Annotated in this window: 22 protein-coding genes; 12 read left to right on the forward strand and 10 right to left on the reverse strand. The window is 63.9% G+C overall.

The features are described 5' to 3' along the window. Window positions 1-65: 65 nt before the first annotated feature. The 3 genes from GEOBRER4_RS15620 to GEOBRER4_RS15630 form a co-directional block, all read right to left on the reverse strand. Complete coding sequence (locus GEOBRER4_RS15620) at window positions 66-485, reverse strand: heavy-metal-associated domain-containing protein (protein ID WP_185243091.1); 420 nt, start codon at window positions 483-485, stop codon at window positions 66-68. A 204-nt stretch (window positions 486-689) separates the two neighbouring features. Continuing rightward, entirely contained in the window at window positions 690-1,778 is a 1,089-nt protein-coding gene (locus tag GEOBRER4_RS15625; RefSeq protein ID WP_404813848.1) for a two-component system sensor histidine kinase NtrB, read from the reverse strand. 11 nt (window positions 1,779-1,789) lie between these two features. Continuing rightward, window positions 1,790-1,984 (reverse strand): ferredoxin, encoded by a 195-nt coding sequence (locus tag GEOBRER4_RS15630; protein ID WP_085815064.1) that lies wholly within the window; start codon window positions 1,982-1,984, stop codon window positions 1,790-1,792. Between the two features lie 241 nt (window positions 1,985-2,225). Between GEOBRER4_RS15630 and GEOBRER4_RS15635 the strand changes: the two genes are divergently transcribed. Continuing rightward, window positions 2,226-2,780, forward strand: a complete 555-nt coding sequence (locus tag GEOBRER4_RS15635) for a YXWGXW repeat-containing protein (protein ID WP_185243092.1) — start codon at window positions 2,226-2,228, stop codon at window positions 2,778-2,780. 17 nt (window positions 2,781-2,797) lie between these two features. Here GEOBRER4_RS15635 and arsS read toward each other — a convergent pair whose 3' ends face one another. Both arsS and GEOBRER4_RS15645 read right to left on the reverse strand, forming a co-directional pair. Next, on the reverse strand, window positions 2,798-3,760 hold the full coding sequence (gene arsS, locus GEOBRER4_RS15640) for an arsenosugar biosynthesis radical SAM (seleno)protein ArsS (protein WP_185243093.1): 963 nt from the start codon (window positions 3,758-3,760) through the stop codon (window positions 2,798-2,800). A gap of 10 nt (window positions 3,761-3,770) precedes the next feature. Beyond that, entirely contained in the window at window positions 3,771-4,103 is a 333-nt protein-coding gene (locus GEOBRER4_RS15645; protein ID WP_085811752.1) for an arsenosugar biosynthesis-associated peroxidase-like protein, read from the reverse strand. A 301-nt stretch (window positions 4,104-4,404) separates the two neighbouring features. Between GEOBRER4_RS15645 and GEOBRER4_RS15650 the strand changes: the two genes are divergently transcribed. The 3 genes from GEOBRER4_RS15650 to GEOBRER4_RS15660 are packed head-to-tail and all read left to right on the forward strand — an operon-like array spanning window position 4,405 to window position 6,749. Further along, entirely contained in the window at window positions 4,405-4,824 is a 420-nt protein-coding gene (locus tag GEOBRER4_RS15650; RefSeq protein WP_185243094.1) for a QcrA and Rieske domain-containing protein, read from the forward strand. A 24-nt stretch (window positions 4,825-4,848) separates the two neighbouring features. Next, window positions 4,849-5,952 (forward strand): cytochrome b, encoded by a 1,104-nt coding sequence (locus tag GEOBRER4_RS15655; protein WP_185243095.1) that lies wholly within the window; start codon window positions 4,849-4,851, stop codon window positions 5,950-5,952. Next, the gene (locus GEOBRER4_RS15660; protein WP_185243096.1) at window positions 5,949-6,749 is read left to right on the forward strand and encodes a multiheme c-type cytochrome; all 801 of its coding nucleotides are present in this window, start codon (window positions 5,949-5,951) and stop codon (window positions 6,747-6,749) included. The genes GEOBRER4_RS15655 and GEOBRER4_RS15660 overlap by 4 nt, the downstream gene beginning before the upstream one ends. Here GEOBRER4_RS15660 and GEOBRER4_RS15665 read toward each other — a convergent pair. Genes GEOBRER4_RS15665 through GEOBRER4_RS15685 form a run of 5 tightly spaced genes read right to left on the reverse strand, consistent with a single transcriptional unit; the run spans window position 6,746 to window position 11,065 of the window. After that, on the reverse strand, window positions 6,746-7,234 hold the full coding sequence (locus GEOBRER4_RS15665) for a DapH/DapD/GlmU-related protein (protein ID WP_185243097.1): 489 nt from the start codon (window positions 7,232-7,234) through the stop codon (window positions 6,746-6,748). The two genes, GEOBRER4_RS15660 and GEOBRER4_RS15665, sit on opposite strands and share 4 nt — an antisense overlap. Window positions 7,235-7,247: 13 nt before the next feature. Then, complete coding sequence (locus GEOBRER4_RS15670; RefSeq protein WP_185243098.1) at window positions 7,248-7,550, reverse strand: acyl carrier protein; 303 nt, start codon at window positions 7,548-7,550, stop codon at window positions 7,248-7,250. Between the two features lie 30 nt (window positions 7,551-7,580). After that, window positions 7,581-8,567, reverse strand: coding sequence for an NAD(+) synthase (nadE, locus tag GEOBRER4_RS15675; protein ID WP_185243099.1), 987 nt, complete (start codon window positions 8,565-8,567; stop codon window positions 7,581-7,583). 42 nt (window positions 8,568-8,609) lie between these two features. Beyond that, the gene (locus GEOBRER4_RS15680) at window positions 8,610-10,172 is read right to left on the reverse strand and encodes a class I adenylate-forming enzyme family protein (RefSeq protein WP_185243100.1); all 1,563 of its coding nucleotides are present in this window, start codon (window positions 10,170-10,172) and stop codon (window positions 8,610-8,612) included. 14 nt (window positions 10,173-10,186) lie between these two features. Continuing rightward, window positions 10,187-11,065, reverse strand: a complete 879-nt coding sequence (locus GEOBRER4_RS15685; protein WP_226377808.1) for an asparagine synthase-related protein — start codon at window positions 11,063-11,065, stop codon at window positions 10,187-10,189. On the opposite strand from GEOBRER4_RS15685, the gene GEOBRER4_RS15690 reads away from it, so the two are divergent. The 8 genes from GEOBRER4_RS15690 to GEOBRER4_RS15725 all read left to right on the forward strand — a co-directional run bounded on the left by GEOBRER4_RS15690 (window position 11,046) and on the right by GEOBRER4_RS15725 (window position 19,465). Further along, window positions 11,046-11,816 (forward strand): dolichyl-phosphate beta-glucosyltransferase, encoded by a 771-nt coding sequence (locus GEOBRER4_RS15690; protein ID WP_185243101.1) that lies wholly within the window; start codon window positions 11,046-11,048, stop codon window positions 11,814-11,816. The genes GEOBRER4_RS15685 and GEOBRER4_RS15690 overlap by 20 nt on opposite strands. A 481-nt stretch (window positions 11,817-12,297) precedes the next feature. Then, window positions 12,298-12,543 (forward strand): STAS domain-containing protein, encoded by a 246-nt coding sequence (locus tag GEOBRER4_RS15695; RefSeq protein ID WP_226377809.1) that lies wholly within the window; start codon window positions 12,298-12,300, stop codon window positions 12,541-12,543. A gap of 55 nt (window positions 12,544-12,598) precedes the next feature. Beyond that, window positions 12,599-14,650 (forward strand): chemotaxis protein CheA, encoded by a 2,052-nt coding sequence (locus GEOBRER4_RS15700; RefSeq protein WP_185243103.1) that lies wholly within the window; start codon window positions 12,599-12,601, stop codon window positions 14,648-14,650. Between the two features lie 21 nt (window positions 14,651-14,671). Then, entirely contained in the window at window positions 14,672-15,196 is a 525-nt protein-coding gene (locus tag GEOBRER4_RS15705; protein ID WP_185243104.1) for a chemotaxis protein CheW, read from the forward strand. Continuing rightward, entirely contained in the window at window positions 15,193-16,938 is a 1,746-nt protein-coding gene (locus tag GEOBRER4_RS15710; protein WP_185243105.1) for a methyl-accepting chemotaxis protein, read from the forward strand. Before GEOBRER4_RS15705 ends, GEOBRER4_RS15710 begins: the two co-directional genes overlap by 4 nt. A 32-nt stretch (window positions 16,939-16,970) precedes the next feature. Next, window positions 16,971-17,810 (forward strand): CheR family methyltransferase, encoded by an 840-nt coding sequence (locus GEOBRER4_RS15715; RefSeq protein ID WP_226377810.1) that lies wholly within the window; start codon window positions 16,971-16,973, stop codon window positions 17,808-17,810. Window positions 17,811-17,821: 11 nt separating this feature from the next. Further along, window positions 17,822-18,373 (forward strand): histidine kinase, encoded by a 552-nt coding sequence (locus tag GEOBRER4_RS15720; RefSeq protein WP_085811667.1) that lies wholly within the window; start codon window positions 17,822-17,824, stop codon window positions 18,371-18,373. Further along, on the forward strand, window positions 18,374-19,465 hold the full coding sequence (locus tag GEOBRER4_RS15725) for a protein-glutamate methylesterase/protein-glutamine glutaminase (protein ID WP_185243107.1): 1,092 nt from the start codon (window positions 18,374-18,376) through the stop codon (window positions 19,463-19,465). Window positions 19,466-19,494 lie beyond the last annotated feature (29 nt).

A 19,494-nucleotide genomic window follows, 5' to 3' on the forward strand; every position in this document is an offset into this window, starting at 1 on the left:
CGGGTCTGCCGGGGCATTCGTGCTGAAACTTGCAGCAGAGGTTGATCTAGACTTCATTCCGGCTCTTATTGGCGGCTGTTGCAACCGCGCGGGCCGCAGCACCCCCCAGGGGCGGACTGGGCGCCGAGCTCCCGTCCAGCAAGTGACTTGAACTGTTGGGGCGTAAGCACCTGTGCCACCTCGGAGTTGAACCCGGTGGCGGCAACGGTTTTTGCCAGCCGCTCAGGCGCCACCTGCTTGGAATCGTACCCGGCAATGACCACCCCCCCCGCCAGATCGACCTCGGTGGCGGCCACTCCGCGCTCGGATTGCAACGCCTTGGTTATCTTGCCGACACAACTGCTGCAGGTCATCCCGGAGGTGCGCAGTACCACCACCTGGTCGGCCGTCGCTCCGACCCGCACGTGGAAGGCCGCGACGACGAGGATGACCACCACGGCGACAACCAGGCAAGAGTTGACGATTTTGAACCTTATGTTTTTCATGCGCTTGCTCCATTCGCCAAGGCGCCGGAAAAGGCGCCTGCCACAGTGAACGGGCAATGCAGGTACAAGTAGCGTGCCACCGTTGATGCCGGCTGCAACTACTGGAGATCATTGGCGGCGCCGTCCCGAGCGCCGACAGCGGCCGGTGGGACCCTGTAGAATATCCCGCAAGCGTCGTAGGATTTTCCACAATACCCACTACCCCTAAGCCGGTAGCCGGACCCTGAAGCAGGCCCCCTCCCCCGGCGCGCTCTCCACCTCCAGCGTCCCGCCGTGCCCCTCAAGGATCTTCCTGGTGATGGAGAGACCGAGACCGGTGCCGCTCCCCTTGGTGGTGAAGAAGGGCTCGAAGATCTTTCCGATCGCCTCGGCAGCGATCCCGGGACCGTTGTCGCAGAAGCGGATCTCGATGCTGCGGCTTTGGCTGTCGAAGCTGGTCGTCACCTGGACCCTCCCCCCCGGCGCCGAGGCCTGGATGCCGTTAAGGATGATGTTCATGAAGGCCTGGCGCAGTTTTTCGGGGTCGGCCGTGACCGCCGGGATCTCCCCGGGGGCGAAGTCGAGCTCCACCTCCTCGCCTTGAGCCTGGGCGGAGAGGAGCATCACGATGTTGGCAAGCTCGTAGTTTATGTCGCACTCTTTCTTCACCGCCGGCTCGGGGCGCGCCATGCGCAGGAAATCCTCCACCACGCGGTTCAGGCGGTCGGATTCCTTCACCAGTATTTCCAGGAACTCGTCGCGGTTGGCGGCCGCCCCGTCCCCCATCAGGATCTCGGCGGTGCCGCGGATCGAGGCGAGAGGGTTCCGTATCTCGTGGGCAAGGATGGCGGAAAGCTCGCCCAGAGCGGAGAGGCGCTCCGCCCGGCGCAACTGCTCCTCGATCCTGATGATGAGCTCGGACTGGCTCCTCAGCTGCCGGTAGGAATCCTCCAGCCCCTTGGCCGTCTCCTCCAGCTGTTCCCTGCGGGTCCGCTCCTGCTGCGACAGCATCCCGGTGATCCCCCCGACCACGTTGTAGAGGATCACCTCGAGATACTTCTCCATCTCCATGGCGATATGCCCCCCCCACTGGAAGAGGATATGGGGGGCGTAACAGAAGGTGACCAGGAGGGCGCAGCCGATGCCGCCGCGAAAGCCGAACCAGTAGGCGGCGAGGATGATGGGTATGTAGTAGAGGCGCTGGAAGATGTCGTGCAGCATGGCAAGCCGCAGCGGCGTGAGGTAATGCAGGAGGCTGATGCCTATGACGCAGGCCAAAAGCGCCATCCCCTTGGCGAGGCCGGTCTTCTTCACGGCGCTCCCGGTCATTCCACCCACACGATGCAGGAGACCGGGCAAAGGTCCACCGCCTGCGCCTGGATGGTCTCCGGGTCCGCCCCTTCAGGGTCGTAGCACTCCGACTTGCCGTGCGAGTCGAAGCGGAATACCTGCGGCAGGTTGCCGATGCAGATACCGCAGCTTATGCACTGATCCTTGTCCACCCATGGTTTACCGGCCACCTTGTCCTCCTTCAACTCCCCGTTACTGCTGGATCTTCCGCCTGAACGCCGGCGGAAGACACTATACCTCAGAAGCCGGCGATCTTCCCAATGAAAAATCGGCTTGACTTTTCCCCCCGCCCCAAGAGAATCAATTAGTATTTTCCAATCAAACCCAAAAGGGCCGCGGATGCAGCAAAAGCCTGAGACTGCAAGCTGCAGGGCTCATTTTCGGGGAGGCTTCATGCCAGCGGGGGTGCCTATGAACAGACACGGATGCACGACGGCGATCCTTTGCGCCTTGCTGTTTCTCTCCAGCAGCGGCCCGGCGCGGGGGTCCTTCTACACCTATTACCCCTACCAGATGTACGAGGAGTACCACCGGCGCTACACCGAGCCGCGCCAGCCGCAGCCGCAGCAAAACGGCCGCAGTCAGCCACAGGGGGTAAAACCTGCACAGCCGGTGAAGCCCGCGGTGAAGCCTCCCCCGGAATTCCTGTTTCCGGCGCGGCTCGGGGTCGGGGTCGCGGTGGGGGTGCCGGAGGACCTTTTCTACCTCCCCCAGGGGTACTACCTCTGGCGTGAGGGGAGCTGGTACCGCTCCAGCTCCTACGACGGCCCCTGGGGCGCGGTGCGCAAGGGGAAGGTTCCCCCGCAGCTGCTGAAATACGACCTGGCGACGATGAGGGAGCTCAGGAACCAGGAGTACCGGCGCTACTGGGAAGAGCGGGAGAAGTACCGGGGTCAGCGGTTCCGGCCGGCCAGAAAGCCGACGCGACTCCCCAAGGAGCCCCCGCAGGATAAGCGGCCTAACTAGGCCACGATGCTCCCGCCTCAGGTGAAGCCGGCGCCTACCGTGCAGGCGAAACAATGGTCTGCGGTGGGGATCGCTGTCCCGGGCGGGGGGAGCTCGGCAAGCGCCGAGATGTGGGTCTCCCCCCCACCGTGCCAGACCCCCTGCGCCAGGTGGAAGTCGCAGTCGTAGAGCCTGCCGCGCCAGTCGACGGAGAGCTGGTAGCGGCACATGAGCCCGGGGACGCTGCAGGGGTTGAAGCCGTCGGAGAGCTTGGCGAGGTACGCATCGAGGTTGCCGGAGCGCTCCAGGAAACTCCGGAAACGCCCCAGCGGCACGTTGGCGAAGGTGTAAAGGGAGTGGAAGCTGATGCCGTGCCTGCGGAAGAGATCGCTTCTGAACTTCTGCTCGGCCTGCTGCTGCGGTGGGGGGAGAAAGGCCCCTGACGGGTTGGAGACCAGGTCGAGCCTGAGCGGGCTCTCCGGCATCCCGTACCCCAGCGCGTTCAGCTTCTTCAGTACCTCGATGCTCCGCCCCCAGACCCCCTCCCCGCGCTGGGCCTCGGTCTGGGAGGCGTTGGTTGCCGGCAGGGAAGCCACCAGGGCCACCCCCAGCTCCCGGTAGAGCTCGCAAAGAGCCGCGCCCCTTGCGCCATCGAGCGCCACGAGGTTGGTGCGCACCATGAGCCTGCCGGTGAGAGGGGCGAGCGCGCGCACCAACCGCTCCAGGTCCGGGACCAGCTCGGGGGCGCCCCCGGTAAGATCGATGCTCTCGAACCTAAAGCGGCGGGCGCAGTCGATCACCGCCTCCATGGTCTCAAGGTCCATCACCTCGTCCCGCTGCGGCCCCGCCTCCAGGTGGCAGTGGCGGCAGCTAAGCCCGCAGGCAAGCCCGACGTTCACCTGAAGCACCCGGGTCTCCTCCCGGGTCAGTTGCAGGCCGTGCCTTTCCAGCGCCTCGTGAAACGCTCTTCCTCCCATTTGTCCGTTTGCAGCCATCGGCATCCCCATCCCCTTACAGCGAGAGCTTCTCGGCGATCTTGCGCATCTGCACCGCATGCACCAGGGAGGCTCCACCGCGGATGGCGGTCGCCACGTGGACTGCCTCGGTCATCTCGCCCAGGTGTGATCCCTTCTCCAGGCAGGCCCGGGTGTAGGCGTCTATGCAGTAGGGACACTGGACGGTGTGGGCTACGGCAAGGGCGATGAGCGCCTTCTCCCGCTCGGTCAGCTCCCCTTCGGCGAAGACCTCGTTGTAGTAGGCAAAGAACTTCCCGGCAAGCTCAGGCGCGTCCTTTGCCACCTCGGCGAAGCTCCCGAGGTCCTTGGGGTCGTAGTAGGTTTCCATGCTCTCTCCTTTTATTTCGCGTCGCTTGCGCCGGCTCCGGAAACTCCCGGGGGCAGGCCGCGAAATGATACCCAAGTTCCGGCTACCGGTAAAGCACAATCCCTCGGGTGAGCGCCGCGTCTGTTCATTAGATTGTGAGCTCTTCAGCGAGCCCCTTCCCTGCGCCTGGGGCGAATTCAAGGATCCGGTGCGAAGGTGAGGCGGCGACAAAGGCCATTTTCATGAGCCTGTGGCACTTGAAATGGCAGGGGCAGTCATTATACTTGAGCCGAACCAGAAAAGGGCAACCGCGGGAGGGTGCATGGATAGTGAGGGCAGGAGGAAGTTTTTAGGGGTGTGTCTGGCCGGGACAGCGGCCGCTGCAGCAGTTGCCGCGGGCTACCCGGTCTTTCGTTATCTGGCTCCCAGGTCCGGGGCGACGGGGCTGCAGAAGCTGGTGATCTCGGCCGCCGACCTCCATGAAGGGGAGGCGAAGTTCTTCGAGTACGGCGGCTCTTCCGCGGTCCTGATCAAGACCAAGGGTGGGGAGATGGTCGCCCTTTCCGCGGTCTGCACCCACCTCGGCTGCATCGTGCAGTGGGTGAAGGAGCAGCAGCATTTTCTCTGTCCCTGCCACGGCGGCCAGTTCGCCATAGACGGCACCGTGCTGGCCGGCCCCCCTCCCAAGCCGCTGGCGAGGATCCCGGTGACGGTCACCGGCGGGAACATCACCATAGGTTAGTCCTTTGCCGTACATGGAGGCGCAATGTCCTTGCTAAAACGTCTGTACCGTTGGGTCGACCTGCGGGTCGGCATCGGCGAAATCGCGGATAAGGAGCTCACCGGCTACCTGCTCCCCCGCAACATAAACGCCTGGTATTCCCTGGGCAGCGTCCTCTTGGTCGCCTTCGCCATCCAGGTGGTTACCGGAATGCTGCTTCTGGTCTACTACGTCCCGGACGCGGAGAAGGCCTTCAAGAGCGTCAACTTCATCATGAACGAGGTCCCCTTCGGCTGGCTGATCCGGCTCTGCCACGCGGTGGGGTCGAACACCATGATCGCCGCGCTGATCCTGCACATGCTCTCCACCCTGGTGATGGGAAGCTACAAAAGCCCGCGAGAGATGAACTGGCTCAGCGGCTTCCTGCTCTTCTCTTTAGTGCAGGGGATCTCGCTGACCGGCTACCTCGCCCCCTGGAGCCAGCTCTCCTTCTGGGCCACCACCGTCGCCACCAACTCGGTGAGCGCGCTCCCTGTGGCGGGCCCGTGGATGGTGGAATTCCTGCGCGGCGGCAAGCTAGTCGGCCCGGCGACGCTCGGGCGCTTCTTCGCGCTGCACGTGGCCTTCCTGCCGCTGGTGATCGCGATGGTTATCGTGGTGCACATCTTCCTCTTGAAGCGGACCGGCGTCTCGCCCCCCCCCTTTGGCAGAAGCGACACCGCGACGCCGTTCCAGCCCGAGCGCTACCGCTACCAGAGCCACCCGGGTGGCATCCCCTTCTTCCCGAACTACATGCTGGAGGACACCACCTCGATCTGCATCTACCTCGCCATCTTCCTCGGGGTGGTCTTCTTCTGGCCCTCGATGCCGTTCACGCCTGACGCCTTCGTCCCGGCGGACCCGTTCAAGACGCCTGCGCACATAAAGCCCGAATGGTACTTCCTGGCCAACTACCAGACCCTGAAGATATTCCCGAACGAGCTTCTGGGGCTCACCGTGCAGGGGGCGGCCATGACCTTCCTGGCCCTACTCCCCTTCGCCGACCGCTCGCCGGAGCGGCACCCGCTGAAGCGCCCGCTTTTCCTGACGCTAGTAGTAGGCGGGATCCTGCTCTGGATCGCTCTTACCGTATGGGGGCACTTCTCATGACCCGGACCCGAAAAACCCTGTTCATCCTGATCCCCCTGCTCCTTCTCGCCTTTTCCGCCTGGAGCGCTGAGGCGCCGCCTGAGAGCGTCTGCCTGCAGTGCCACGGCTCCCTACCGGACCGGCTGGGCGCGCCGGTGAACCTCTGGAAAAAGAGCGTGCATGCCCAAAACGGCATTTCCTGCAACAGCTGCCACGGCGGCGACCCAACCGACGCCCCCACGGCAATGACCCCCGCCAAGGGGTTCCTCGGGGCGCCAAAGGAGACCGCCATCCCCGCCTTTTGCGGCCGCTGCCATCCCGGGGTGCTTAAGGACTACCTCTCCAGCGCGCATGGCAGGGCTCTGGGCAATGGTGGCCCTACCTGCGTCACCTGCCATGGAAACCACGAGGTGCTAAAGGCTTCGCTTGCCCTGATCAACGAAAAGAGCTGCAGCCGCTGCCACAGCTTCGAGAGGGCAAGGATCATCAGGGACGCCATGCAGCAGACCGAGGCGCACATCCAGGGGATCGAGGGGAGGCTTAGCCGGTACCAGTCCATCGGGGTGGACACCGAGAGGCTCGGCAAGGAACTCTTCTCGGTCCGCAACAGCTTCCACTCGCTCTTCCACGAGGTGAACACGGCGCTGGTCAAGTCGGAATCGGGGAGGATCAACGCGGAGCTGTCCAAGCTGGACGGGGAACTGCAGCTCATTGACGACGAACAGGGTAGAAGGAGGGTTGTGGGGGGGATCGCGGTGGCGCTCCTGCTGGCACTGGCGCTTTTCGCCTACCTTTTAAGAAAAACCTTCCGGGACTAGAGCTTTTTCAGGCCGAAGACGAAGCGGTCGTAGTCGACTTGGCCGTCGCTGGTCAGGGGGTGCGTGATGCGCGCCAGCGGGGAAGCGGGGGTGTGGCCGAAGAGGACCCCCGGAGGGACCGACTTCGTCACCACGCTCCCCGCCACGACAACCGATCCCGCTCCTATGGTGACGCCGTTGAGGATGGTGCAGTTGGGGCCGATGAAGGCGTCCTTTTCGATCACCACCCTCCCCTTCCCGGTGTCCAGCGGCCGGTCCCCCAGGTAGAAATGGGCGAAGATGGTGCACCTGAGGCCGATGGTTACGTTGTCCCCGATGCTGATCTGCTCGGGGTGTATCTCGTCGATGTAGACCAGCTGGCTGATCCAGACGTTCTTCCCGATCCGGACGCCGCGCATCCTGTGCAGCCAGGGCCTCAGTGAGAACCCTCCGGGGACCACCATGGCGAGCTTGCCCAGCATCCTTTGCAGCACTTTCCCTAACATGATCCGCTCCCGCTCAAGCCGCGCCGTCGGCGCCGCCTACCGCCACCTCGATCTCGTCTTCCACCAAAGCCGCCATCTTCATCTTGCTTTCCACGAAGACCGCAACCTTGTTGACCGAATCAAGGTTCTCCGGGATAAGATCCTCGTCCTCCACAACCACCCGGTACTGTTCCTGGATGAACTCGACCAGTTGCAGTATCCCGGTGGAGTCCACAATCCCTTCCTTGATGAAGGAGCTGTCGTTGTTAAGGTTTCCGGCGTCCCCGAAGAGGAAATTGTCCACGATGAAGCTTCTGATCTCTTCTAGCAGGCTCATATGCGTCTCCTTTGGTTGCGATCTGCTGCTTCACTGCCAGTTGACCGCCTCCACCAGCAGGGGAGGCAGGTGCAGGTATCGGGTGCTGCTTCTTTTCACCTCGATGTCCTGGAATACCAGCCGGATCTGGTCCGGAGAAAGCCCCAGGACTTCCGCCACGCTTTCTGGCGCCACCCCGTGGTTCTTGGCGAAAAGGCAGAGATCCATCTCCTGGTAGGGAAGCGAGAAGTAGAACTCGTCCTGCCCCTGCGCCAGCGAGTAGGTGTCCGTGGTCGGCTCTCTGCGCCGGATCTCCTCGGGCACCCCTAGGTACTCGGCCAACTGGTACACCTGCGACTTGTACAGGTGCGCGATCGGCTTGATGTCGGCGGCGCCGTCCCCAAGCTTCACGAAAAAGCCCTGGTCGTACTCCAGGCGGTTCGGGGTGCCGGCCACGGCGAAGTTGAGCCGGTCCGCGTGGTAGTACTCCAGCATCTTGCGGATGCGCTGCTTGAAGTTGGTGGCGGCGACGATCTGCAGGTACGGCTTGAAGGGGAGGCGGACGCGGGTCACCGCCTCGCCCCGGTCCTGGGCCACGAGATAAAAGGAGGTGAAGCCGGGATGCTCCATGTTGTTGGTGATCACGATCTTCGACTTCCACCCCTCCCCGTAGTCCGGGAGCACCATCCGGACCGCCTCGTCGTACTTGCGGTAGCACCCCACCGCTTCCAGGGCTGCCGAGATCTCCTCGAGCACCGTCTCGATCCCGAGAGAGGAGGCGAGCTTGCCGCTTAGCCTCTGGCTCTCTTCGGACGAGAACCGTTCGGGCATCTCCAGGCCCACCACCCGCTCCTTGCCGATGGCCCTCACCGCGAGGGCCGCGGTGACGCTGCTGTCGATCCCCCCGGATAGCGCCACCACCAAGCCGCGCCGTTTCACCTGGGTCAGCATCAGCTCTCTCACCCTGGCGCAGATCCGCTCCACTTCCCGTTCCGGGTCCAAGAGGAGCACTTCTTTGGAAAATTTGCCACGGTTCATATGGTCACCCTTTTCACCTTTTTCTCAGTCTCCCCAGCATCCCTAAAGCTTCGGGACGTCCAGGGGTGGAGCCTCCAGGCAGGCTGTGCGGTCTATCTTGCCGCTGGGGTATTTGGGCAAAGCGGCGACGAACCTGACCTCGGAGGGGATCTTGTGCCTGGGGAGCCTCGCCAGACAGCGGGAGAGGAGCAGTTTGTCGCTTGGGTTCTCCTGGAGCGGCACCGCGACCGCCACCAGCCTTTTCCCCAAAAGGTGATCATCCACGCCCAGCACCGCCACCTCCAGGAGTTCGCCGGTCGCCATCAGCGCGTCCTCGATCTCCTGGGGGTCCAGGCGGTGCCCTCCCACCTTGAGCAGATGGTCCTTCCTGCCGGTGACGTAGAGGTAGCCGTCCGCGTCGCGGTACCCCATGTCGCCGGTGTGGTAGCCGTTGCCGTCGAGGACCTTCTCGGTGGCCGTGGGGTCGTTCCAGTACCCCAGCATGATGTTAGGTCCCGAGGCCACCAGTTCGCCGACCTCACCCTCGGCTACGTCCTCCCCTCTTTCGTCAAGAACCCGGACGGTCACTCCCGGTATGGCCCTGCCGATGGAATCGATCTTCTCCACCAGCAGTTCCGGCTCCACATAAGTGAGCCGGGCCGCGGCCTCGGTGGCTCCGTACATGATGTAGAGCCTTGTGTGCGGCGGGAGGGTCTCCAGGAGCCTCTGCTTGATCTCACGCGCCATGTGCCCTCCGGCCTGGGTGCAGTAGCGCAGTGCAGGGAGCTTGTCCCGGAAAGCCGCCAGCGGCGACCGATGCAGCAGATAGGCGTAGGTCGAGGGGACCCCTGAAAACCCGGTCACCCCCTCCCGCGCCATCTGCCGTATCACCGGCGCACTGTAGGCAAATTCGTTGTTGACGACCACGGTCCCCCCTACCGCCACGTGCGTGTTCAGAAGGGATTTACCCATCACGTAGAAAAAGGGGAGCACCACCATCTGGACGTCGTTCTCGTTCAAGCCGAGGTACTGGATGATGGAGCAGGTGTTGCTGACGATATTGCGGTGGGAGAGCATCACCCCCTTTGGGGTGCCGGTAGACCCGGAGGTGTAGACGATGCTGGCGAGGGTGGGGGCGTTGGTGGCCAGGCCGTGGTCGGCAAGCTCGGCGTCGTGCACGACCTCGTCCCAGGCAAAGACCCTGGCGCTCCGGTGTGAAAAGGAGCGGCTCGGGTCCTTGATCAGCAGGAGCCGGGCCCCGAAGGTGTCGCTGTCGATGCTATGCAGAAGCTGCTCCCCTTCGCTGCCGCAGATCACGGCTGCGGGGTGCAGTTCAGCCAGGAGTTCGCCGAGCCCCTCCGGGCGCAGCTCGCAGTTCAAAGGGACCGCGACCGCCCCCGCCTTGAGGATGCCGTAGTAGCTCGCCAGGTACTCGATGCCGTTTCTAAGCAGCATGACTACCCGCTCGCCGGCAAGGACACCCTCGTCGATGAGCCAACCGGCAACCCGGTTGGCGCGGCTGTTTACCTGGCGGTAGGTGACGCGCAGATCGCCCTGCACCAGGGCCACCTTGTCCGGACGGATCCTCGCGCTGTTTTCCAATAGGTTGTGTACCGCAGGCTCCATACCTGACTCCTTTTTCAGATGCGTCCGTACCGCACCAGGTCCGGCTCCACAACCGGACTGCGCCGCAACGATGCACCGGCGATGAACTGCCGGTGCAGTATCTGCGTTGAGAGTGCGCCGATGAGCGCCATGTTCTCGAACTCGCCGACGGTACCGGGGGGAGCCCCCTTGACCTTGGCATAGAGGCGGCGGATCTTGTCGACGTTGAAATAACCGTTTTCCTTGAGGCTTCGCTCCGAAAGCGACTCGTCCACGTAATCGGGGGGCGCGCCCCCCCGGAACAGTTCGCTGATCGGAGCCCGGTAGGGGTGCTTCCCCCTTCTGGCGATCGCCTCCGGCAGCATCCCCCGGAAGGCGTGCCTCAAAAGGAACTTCTCATTGAGCCCCCGCACCTTCCATTTGGCCGGAAGGCGGAAGGCGAAATCGACCACCCGGTAATCCAGAAATGGGTGACGCATCTCGACGGAGTGGGCCATGGCTACCCGGTCCCCCTGCGAGGAGAGCAGGAAATTGGAGAGGAAGATCTCCATCTCCAGCACCTGGGCCCGGGACAAGAGGTCCCGGCGCAGGAAACTCTCCGGGAGCCACCGGGCGAGTTCCTCCAGCGGCCGGTATTGCGACAGGAGGGCCAGGCACTCCGGCGCCAGGAAACCGAGGTTGCGCTCTCCGGCGTGCCAGCGGACCGCATGGGAGAAAAAGGGCTCCTGCATCTGCTCCCGGGATACAGCGAAGAAGCCCTGCAGGAAGCTGCGGCCGCGGCCCGGGTTTTTGAAGATGTAGGGATAAAGCCGCTCCAGAAGCAGCGGACGCCGCGCGGAGTCCGGACATCTCCCCCAGTAGTCGCGGATCTTCGCCTCCTTGAAGGAGGTTGCCATGCTTCCGGAAACGAGCATTGTCATCGCCGCCTACAACGAAGAACAGAGACTGCCGGCATCGCTTGGAAAGATCCAGGCCTACCTCGCCGAGAAGCAACATGAGGCGGAGGTGGTGGTGGTCGACGACGGCAGCACCGACGCCACCGCTTCGCTGGTGCGGGAGATGGCCCAGCGGATGCCGGGGCTCAGACTGATCAGTTACCCCAAAAACCGCGGCAAGGGATACGCCCTCAGGCAGGGGGTGCAGGCGTCCCGGGGGAAGCTGGTGCTGGTGAGCGACGCAGACCTTTCCACCCCGATCGAGGAACTGGAGACCCTGAAAAAGCTCCTCGCCGCGCGCAGCCACCAGATCGCCATCGGCTCCCGCGCCCTGCCGCAAAGCGAGGTGGTGCAGGCCCAGCCCCCCTGGCGCCGCGGCATGGGACGGCTTTTCAACAAGGCGGTCCGACTCCTCGTCACTGACGAATTCAGCGACACCCAGTGCGGTTTCAAGCTCTTCCATGGGGAGGTCGCACGCAAGCTCTTCGGACAGGCGCGCATCGACCGCTTCGCCTACGACGTGGAGATCCTGGCCCTGGCCAGGCGCCACGGCTACAGCGTCGCCGAGGTCCCGATCCAGTGGAAAAACTGCGCCGCCTCGAAAGTGAACCCCGCGCTGGACTCGCTGCAGATGCTGGGCGACCTGGTCAAGATCCGGCTCAGCGTCGGCCGGCAACAGGACGGATTGATTCCGCTGGAAAAGCTTCGTTCCGGTTCGCTCACCCCCTGACCGGCCGCCACGCAGGTAACCGGCGCCGGGGTTTTGCCCGGCGCCGCCCCTCCTTCCCCCAGGCAGTCCCACCGCCTTCTCCTGCGCATCCCCACCTCCCGTGTCCTTCGTGTTTCGTCCCAGCGGTCCCCCAGGCACCCCCACTGTCTTCTCCCGTTCGCGCGCGGGTTGAGCGCGCTTCGCCCCCCTTCAGCCCCCCCATTCCCATATGTTTTCCACGGATTTATCGACCCTGAGACTGCTGTCCAGGGCGCCCCGTCGACCGTTGCACAACGGATAGGAGAAAACGAAAACCCATTAAAGTTCTCGCCTCGCTTGCCGAAGAAGAAAATATAAAACAACGGTTGTATATATGGAATACAAAACGGCAACAATAATCATGTGTTCGTAAGTCCAGTGGAGATCAATGGAATCGAGCGAAATAGTATTTGTTAATGACAGTCATGTCACGTTCAAGGGGGCCTGTTCCCGGGAGGAGGCCTTGGCGCTCCACCAGGCGCTCGTTTGCCGGCTGAACGAGCTTGTCGAGCAGAAATTTGAAACCGTCGAACTGGACCTCCGCCAGGTGGACCACATCGACGCCTGCGGCTGCCAGCTGCTGGCCCTGTTCCTGGAGCATCTCAGGCGGCACGGCATCATGCCCGCCGTCTGTCTGGGACCGGAAGTCGCAGCCGAAATATCCCTTCTTGGCTTTTCAGAAACGTTCTCTGTTTTGCCCTCCCTTTAACCAACGAACCTCGGGGACTCCCGGTTTAGACGACGAAGCAGGCAAGGAATCCAGCATGACCACTCCAACAGGTGGAAACGACAGTATCGATCTCAAACGCTTCAACCAGGTCTTCTTCGAGGAATGCGCCGAGAACCTGGCCGAGATGGAGCAGATCCTCATCGCTTTGGGGGACCGCGAGCCCGACCACGAGCAGTTGAACGCCATCTTCCGCGCCGCCCACTCCATCAAGGGGGGGGCCGGGATCTTCGGCTTCGAGGACATGACCGTGGTGACCCACGTCATGGAGTCGCTGCTCGACCTCTTGAGAAACCACGAGATCCCCTTCCGGCCGGAGATGATCGACCTGTTCCTGGAAGCCGGCGACGTCATATCGATGCAGCTTGCCGGGCACCGGGAAGGAAAGCCGGTATCCCAGGAGGCGATCGACCAGGTGCGGGCCAAGCTGCAGCAACTGGCGGCGCCGGCATCGAAAGGCGGCGACGTCCGCCAAGCCCCGACGGAAACGGCGCGGGCGCAGGATGCTTCCCCCCTCCCCGTCCGCTACCGGCTCACCTTTTCCCCGGACCCGGAGATCTTCCACCGCGGCATCCGCATGGAGAGCATCGTCTCCGAGCTCTCTGAACTCGCCCTGGCTGGCGAATTCCACTGCCGCGCCTTCTTGGCCGAGACACCGGAGCTGGAAGATCTCGACCCGATGCGCTGCGTCACGCACTGGGAGTTCACCCTCGTTTCGCAGGCGGGGAGAGAGAAGCTCGTCGAGGCCTTCATGTTCGTCGCCGAGGAGGAGCAACTGCAGATCGAGGAGCTCCCCTGGCAGGAGCGGCGCGGGGAGGACGCAAAGGAGGACGCTCCCGGGACCGTCGCCCCCGCCCCCCCGGGCAGGCGAGCCTACGACAGCAACGAGATGGCCCCCGGCGCCTTCGGACGGCGCGGAACCGAAACCGAGTCCTCGATCCGGGTGAACGTGGGGAAGGTTGACCAGCTGATCAACCAGGTGGGGGAGCTCCTGATCACGCAGGCCATGCTGGCGCAGATAGCGGTCGGGCTCGACCCGATGCTGCACCAGGCGCTGCAGAGGGGGCTGGCGCAACTGGAGCGGAACACCCGCGACCTGCAGGGGAGCGTGATGTCGATACGGCTCGTCCCCATCAGCGTGGTCTTCAGCCGCTTCCCCCGGCTGGTGCGCGAACTGGCCGCGAAACTCGGCAAGCAGGTCGAGTTCAAGACCACCGGCGAGGGGACCGAGCTGGACCGGGGGCTGATCGAGAAGATCGCCGACCCGCTCACCCACCTGGTGAGAAACGCGCTGGACCACGGCCTGGAGACGCCGCAAGCGCGCCTTGCCGCCGGAAAGGAGCCGACCGGGACCCTGCAGCTTAGAGCCTCTCAGGTGGGTGGAAGGATCGTCGTCGACGTGATCGACGACGGCGCGGGGCTGAACCGCGGCCGCATCCTCGCCAAGGCGCAGGAACGGGGGATCCCCTGCTCCGACTCCATGCACGACGACGAGGTGTGGCAGCTCATCTTCGCCCCGGGCTTCTCCACCGCCGAGGAAGTGACCGACCTTTCCGGGCGCGGCGTCGGGATGGACGTGGTGCTGAAGAACGTGCAGTCGATCGGGGGGCGGGTCCAGATCGCCTCCGAGGCCGGGGCGGGGGCGCGCTTCACCATAAGCCTCCCGCTCACCCTCGCCATACTGGAAGGGCTCACCGTCGCGGTGGGGGGGGAGAAATTCATCATCCCCATCAACGTGGTGATTGAATCGCTGCAGCCAAAGCCCGACCAGTTAAAAACGGTGAACGGCAGGCAGGTGGTCCAGGTGCGGGGCGAATACCTCCCCATCATCAGGCTGCACCGGCTGTTCAACCTGGAACCGGAGGTGCAGGAGCCCGAGCGCGGAATACTGGTGCTGGTCGAAGGGGACGGAGAGCGGGGAGCAATCCTCGTGGACCGGCTTCTGGACGAGCAGCAGGTGGTGGTGAAGAGCATAGAAACCAATTTCAGGCGGGTCGAGGGGAGCGCGGGGGCGACCATCTTAGGGGACGGGCGCGTGGCGCTGATCCTGGACCTGACCGAATTGTTCCAGATGCACAAGAAGTCCTAGGAGAAAGGAGGCAGGAAAAACATGCAGACAGCTCACGGCAGCGTCGAGCAGGAGACACGGTTGGAGGGGTCGTCGGAGTACCTCACCTTCACCCTGGGAAGCGAGAGCTACGGGATCGACATCCTGAAGGTCCAGGAGATCAGGGGGTACGACTGCGTCACCCGGATCGCCAACACCCCTTCCTTCATCAAGGGGGTGATCAACCTGCGCGGGGTGATCGTGCCGATCGTGGACCTGCGCATCAAGTTCAACGTGGGAGAGGCCACCTACCACGAGTTCACCGTGGTGATCATCATCAACGTGCTGGGCAAGGTGGTGGGGATCGTGGTGGACGGCGTCTCCGACGTGGTGGCGCTCCCGGCGCAAAGCATCAAGCCGCCGCCGGAACTCGGCGCCGCCCTCGACACCCGCTACATCACGGGGCTTGGGACATTGAACGACGAGATGCTGATCCTGGTGGACATCGAGAAGCTGATCGGCAGCGAGGAGCTGCAGATCGTGGAACAAAGCGCGGAAAACACTCAAAAAGAGGTGGTGAACATATGAAGACAACGGCATTCAAAGACTGGAAAATATTGACCAAGATCCTCAGCATCTCCGTGGCGACCATCGTGATGATGGTGCTGGGGGTGATGTTCTACGTGCTCCCCTTCGTGCAGAACAAGCTGATGGCGGAGAAAATCGACGCAACCAAGGCAGTAGTGGACGTGGCCTACGACGTCCTGACCAACAACTACAACGCCTACAAGGCGGGGGCGAAGACCCTGGAGCAGGCCCAGGCCGACGCTCTGAAGCAGATCGGCGAGATGCGCTACCAGGGGAACGAGTACTTCTGGGTCAACGACCTCGACACCAAGGTGCTGATGCACCCCATCAGGCCGGAGATGATCGGCAAGACCCAGTACGACAACAAGGACCCCAACGGCAAGAAGCTCTACGTCGAGTTCGTCAACGTCTGCAAGGAGAAGGGCGAAGGGGTGGTGGACTACATGTGGGCCAAGCCGGGCTCCACGGTCCCGGTCCCGAAGATCTCCTACGTGATGCTGATGAAGGAGTGGGGCTGGATCGTGGGAAGCGGCATCTACGTCGACAACGTCACCGCCGAGATGAACAAGATGAAGTGGCAGATCATCGGCGCGACCTTCGGGCTCTCCGTTTTGATCTTCGCCTTCGCCTGGTTCGTGGCGAGGAAGATCAAGGAGGCGCTGGACCTGGCCATCGCCGCTTCCAAGCGGATCGCCTCGGGGGATCTCACCGCCCACATCGAGGTCAAGAGCAAGGATGAGACCGGGGAGCTTTTGACCTCGCTCTCAGAGATGAACGAGGGGCTCGCCCGGATCGTCGGGGAGGTGAGAAACGGCGCCGAATCGATCGCCACGGCGACCGAGGAGATAGCGGCAGGAAACGCCGACCTCTCGCAGCGGACCGAGGAGCAGGCAAGCGCCCTGGAGGAGACCGCCTCCAGCATGGAGGAGCTCACCTCCACGGTGAAGCAGAACGCCGACAACGCCCAGGCCGCGAACCAACTCGCCATCAACGCCAGCGGCGTGGCGGTCAAGGGGGGCGAGGTGATCAACCGCGTGGTGACCACCATGGAGTCGATCACCGACAGCTCCAAGAAGATCTCCGACATCATCGGGGTCATCGATGGCATCGCCTTCCAGACCAACATCCTCGCTTTGAACGCCGCGGTCGAGGCGGCGCGCGCAGGCGAACAGGGGAGAGGCTTCGCCGTGGTCGCGGCAGAGGTGAGGAGTCTCGCGCAGAGAAGCGCCGCGGCGGCCAAGGAGATCAAGGCCCTGATCGAGGACTCGGTCGGCAAGGTTGAGGACGGCAGCCGCCTGGTCGAGGAAGCCGGGCGCACCACCCAGGACATCGTCACCAGCATCAAGAGGGTGACCGACATCATGGCGGAGATCTCGGCGGCGTCACTGGAGCAGTCAAGCGGCATCGAGCAGGTGAACACGGCGATCACCCAGATGGACGACGTGACCCAGCAGAACGCGGCCCTGGTGGAGGAGGCCGCGGCCGCGGCGGAATCGCTTGAAGAGCAGGCCCAGCAGCTGGTGCAGGTGGTGGCCCGCTTCACCCTGGAAAGCTCGCCTAAAGCACAGGCTCCCGCGGAGCGAAAGTCCGCTCAGGGCTCCGCGCAAAGGCAGAAGGCCCCCGAGAAAAAAGGAAGGGCGCTCACCGCGGCGGGGGTGAAGCCGAGGGAACAGCGTCCGGTCAAGGCGGCTGCGGCAGCGGCAGAAGCGGCCGAGCTCGACGATGACTGGAAGGAATTCTGAGACCGCAGCGTGAACATAGCGTGGAGCGGCGCTTGTCGGGAGGGGGGTTCGCCTCCCTCCCGGACGCGTTCCACTACGAGCTTACCGGCGACGACTTCGCCCGCGTGCGCGGGCTCATCTACCGCATGGCCGGGATCTCGCTGGCGCCGGGGAAGTTCGACATGGTCTACAGCCGCCTGGCGCGCAGGCTGCGCGTGCGCGGGCTCGATTCCTTCGCGCAGTACCTGAGGTTGGTGGAGATGGGGGACGAGGAGGAGTCGGAGGCGTTCATCAACGCCCTCACCACCAACATGACCTCGTTCTTCCGGGAGCCGCACCACTTCCGGATGCTGGCGGAGCGCCTGCAAAAGCGCCGCGGCCGCCCAGTCTCCATCTGGAGCTGCGCCTCCTCCAGCGGCGAGGAACCGTACTCTATCGCCATGACGGCGCTGGAAACGCTCGACGACCCGTCGGGGCTCGAGATCCTCGCGACCGACATCGACACCGCGGTTCTTTCCAAGGCGAGGCAGGGGGTCTACCCCATGGACCAGCTTGCCAAGGTGCCGCTGCACCTGCGCAAGCGCTTCTTCCTCAGGGGGGAGGGAAAAAACGACGGGTTCGCCCGCGTGAAGGACGAGCTGCGGCAGGCGGTTTTCTTTAAGCGATTGAACCTTCTGGACGATAAGTGGCCAGTGTACGGAAAGTTCGACTTCGTCTTCTGCCGCAACGTCATGATCTACTTCGACAGGGAGACCCAGCACGCGATCCTCAACAAGATCGCGCGGGTGCTGAACCCCGACGGGCTGCTCTTCGTCGGGCACTCGGAAAGTTTCCATCACACCCAGGAGCTGTTCAGGCTCTGCGGCACCACGGCTTACGCGCTTAGGGGATGAAGGGAGAAGCGATGCTGGCAGCTGAGCGGCACACCGGCAGGAGCAGTTATTTCGAACCGGAATTCGGCACGGTCGCCGTAAAGATCGTCGCCGGCGAGTGCTTCGCCACGGCCGACTCCGTCGCCATAACCACCGTGCTCGGCTCCTGCGTCTCGGTCTGCCTCTACGACGTCGAGCGCGGGGTGGGAGGGATGAACCACTTCATGCTCCCGGAGCTTTTGCAGGGAAGAAGCGCCGCCCCCTGCTCCCGCGCATGCAGCAGCAACTGCTGCGCCCGCTACGGAAGCTGCGCCATGAGGCTCCTCTTGCAGCAGCTGGAGCAGCTGGGGACGCACCGGTCGCGCCTCGCGGCGAAGGTGTTCGGGGCCGGGCGGGTGATGGCGATGGCGACCGACATCGGCGCGAGCAACGCCTCCTTCGCGCTGGAGTACCTGAGGCAGGAGGGTATCCCGGTGGTCGCGTCTGACCTGGGGGAGTGCTGCCCGCGCAAGCTGGTCTTCTTCCCCCGGACCGGGAAGGCGTGGGTGAAAAGGATGCGGGACCTTCCCGCCGCAAGAGGATAGATGGCAATAAAGGTTCTCATAGTAGACGATTCCGCCCTGATACGCTCGCTGCTCACCGAGATCATCGACGCCCAGCCCGACCTGCAGGTGGTGGGCACGGCGCCCGACCCGCTGGCGGCCAGGCAGCGGATCAAGGAGCTGAACCCTGACGTGCTCACCCTGGACGTGGAGATGCCCAAGATGGACGGGCTCGCCTTCCTGGAGAAGCTGATGCGTCTGCGCCCCATGCCGGTGGTGATGGTCTCCTCTCTCACCGAGAAGAGCTCGGCTGTGACGCTGAAGGCGCTGGAGATGGGAGCTTTCGATTTCGTGACCAAGCCGAAGATCGACATCCGCAGCGGCATCATGGAGTACGCGGGGGATCTCACCGAAAAGATCCGCTGCGCCTACCTCTCCGGGCGCAGGAACAAGGTGGCCAGGCAAGCGCAGCTCTCCCCGGTACAGGAGAAGCTCTCGGCTGATGCGGTCCTCCCCAGCCGCCGGGACCACTTCTCCTCCACGGAGAAGGTGATCGCGGTCGGGGCCTCCACCGGCGGGACCGAGGCGCTGAAAACCTTCCTCGCGGCGCTCCCCCCCGACTGCCCGGGGATACTGGTCACCCAGCACATGCCGGAGACCTTCACCAGGACCTTCGCAGCGCGCCTGAACGGCCTCTGCCAGCTGGCGGTCAAGGAGGCGGAGCACGGGGAGCGGGTGCTGCCGGGCCACGCCTACATAGCGCCCGGCAACCGTCACCTGATGCTGGCCAGAAGTGGCGCGAACTACACCGTGGCGCTCGGGGACGGCCCCCCGGTATCCCGGCACCGCCCCTCGGTGGACGTCTTATTCCGCTCCGCGGCCAACTGCGCCGCCGCCAACAGCCTCGGCATCATCATGACCGGCATGGGAGACGACGGCGCCGCCGGTATGCTGGAGATGCACGCGGCGGGGGCGAGGACCATCGCCCAGGACGAGGAGAGCTGCGTCGTGTTCGGCATGCCCAGGGAGGCGATAGCCCGCGGCGGCGTCGACGAGGTGGTGCCGCTTGGCGACATCGCGGGGCGCCTGCTCGGCTGGCTCGCCTCGCACGGCAGGAGAAGTTTCAGGGTGTAGCAGCAAATGACCCGCAGCATGAGGCGGCA

Source organism: Citrifermentans bremense, from assembly GCF_014218275.1.
In the GTDB taxonomy this organism is placed as follows: domain Bacteria; phylum Desulfobacterota; class Desulfuromonadia; order Geobacterales; family Geobacteraceae; genus Geomonas; species Geomonas pelophila.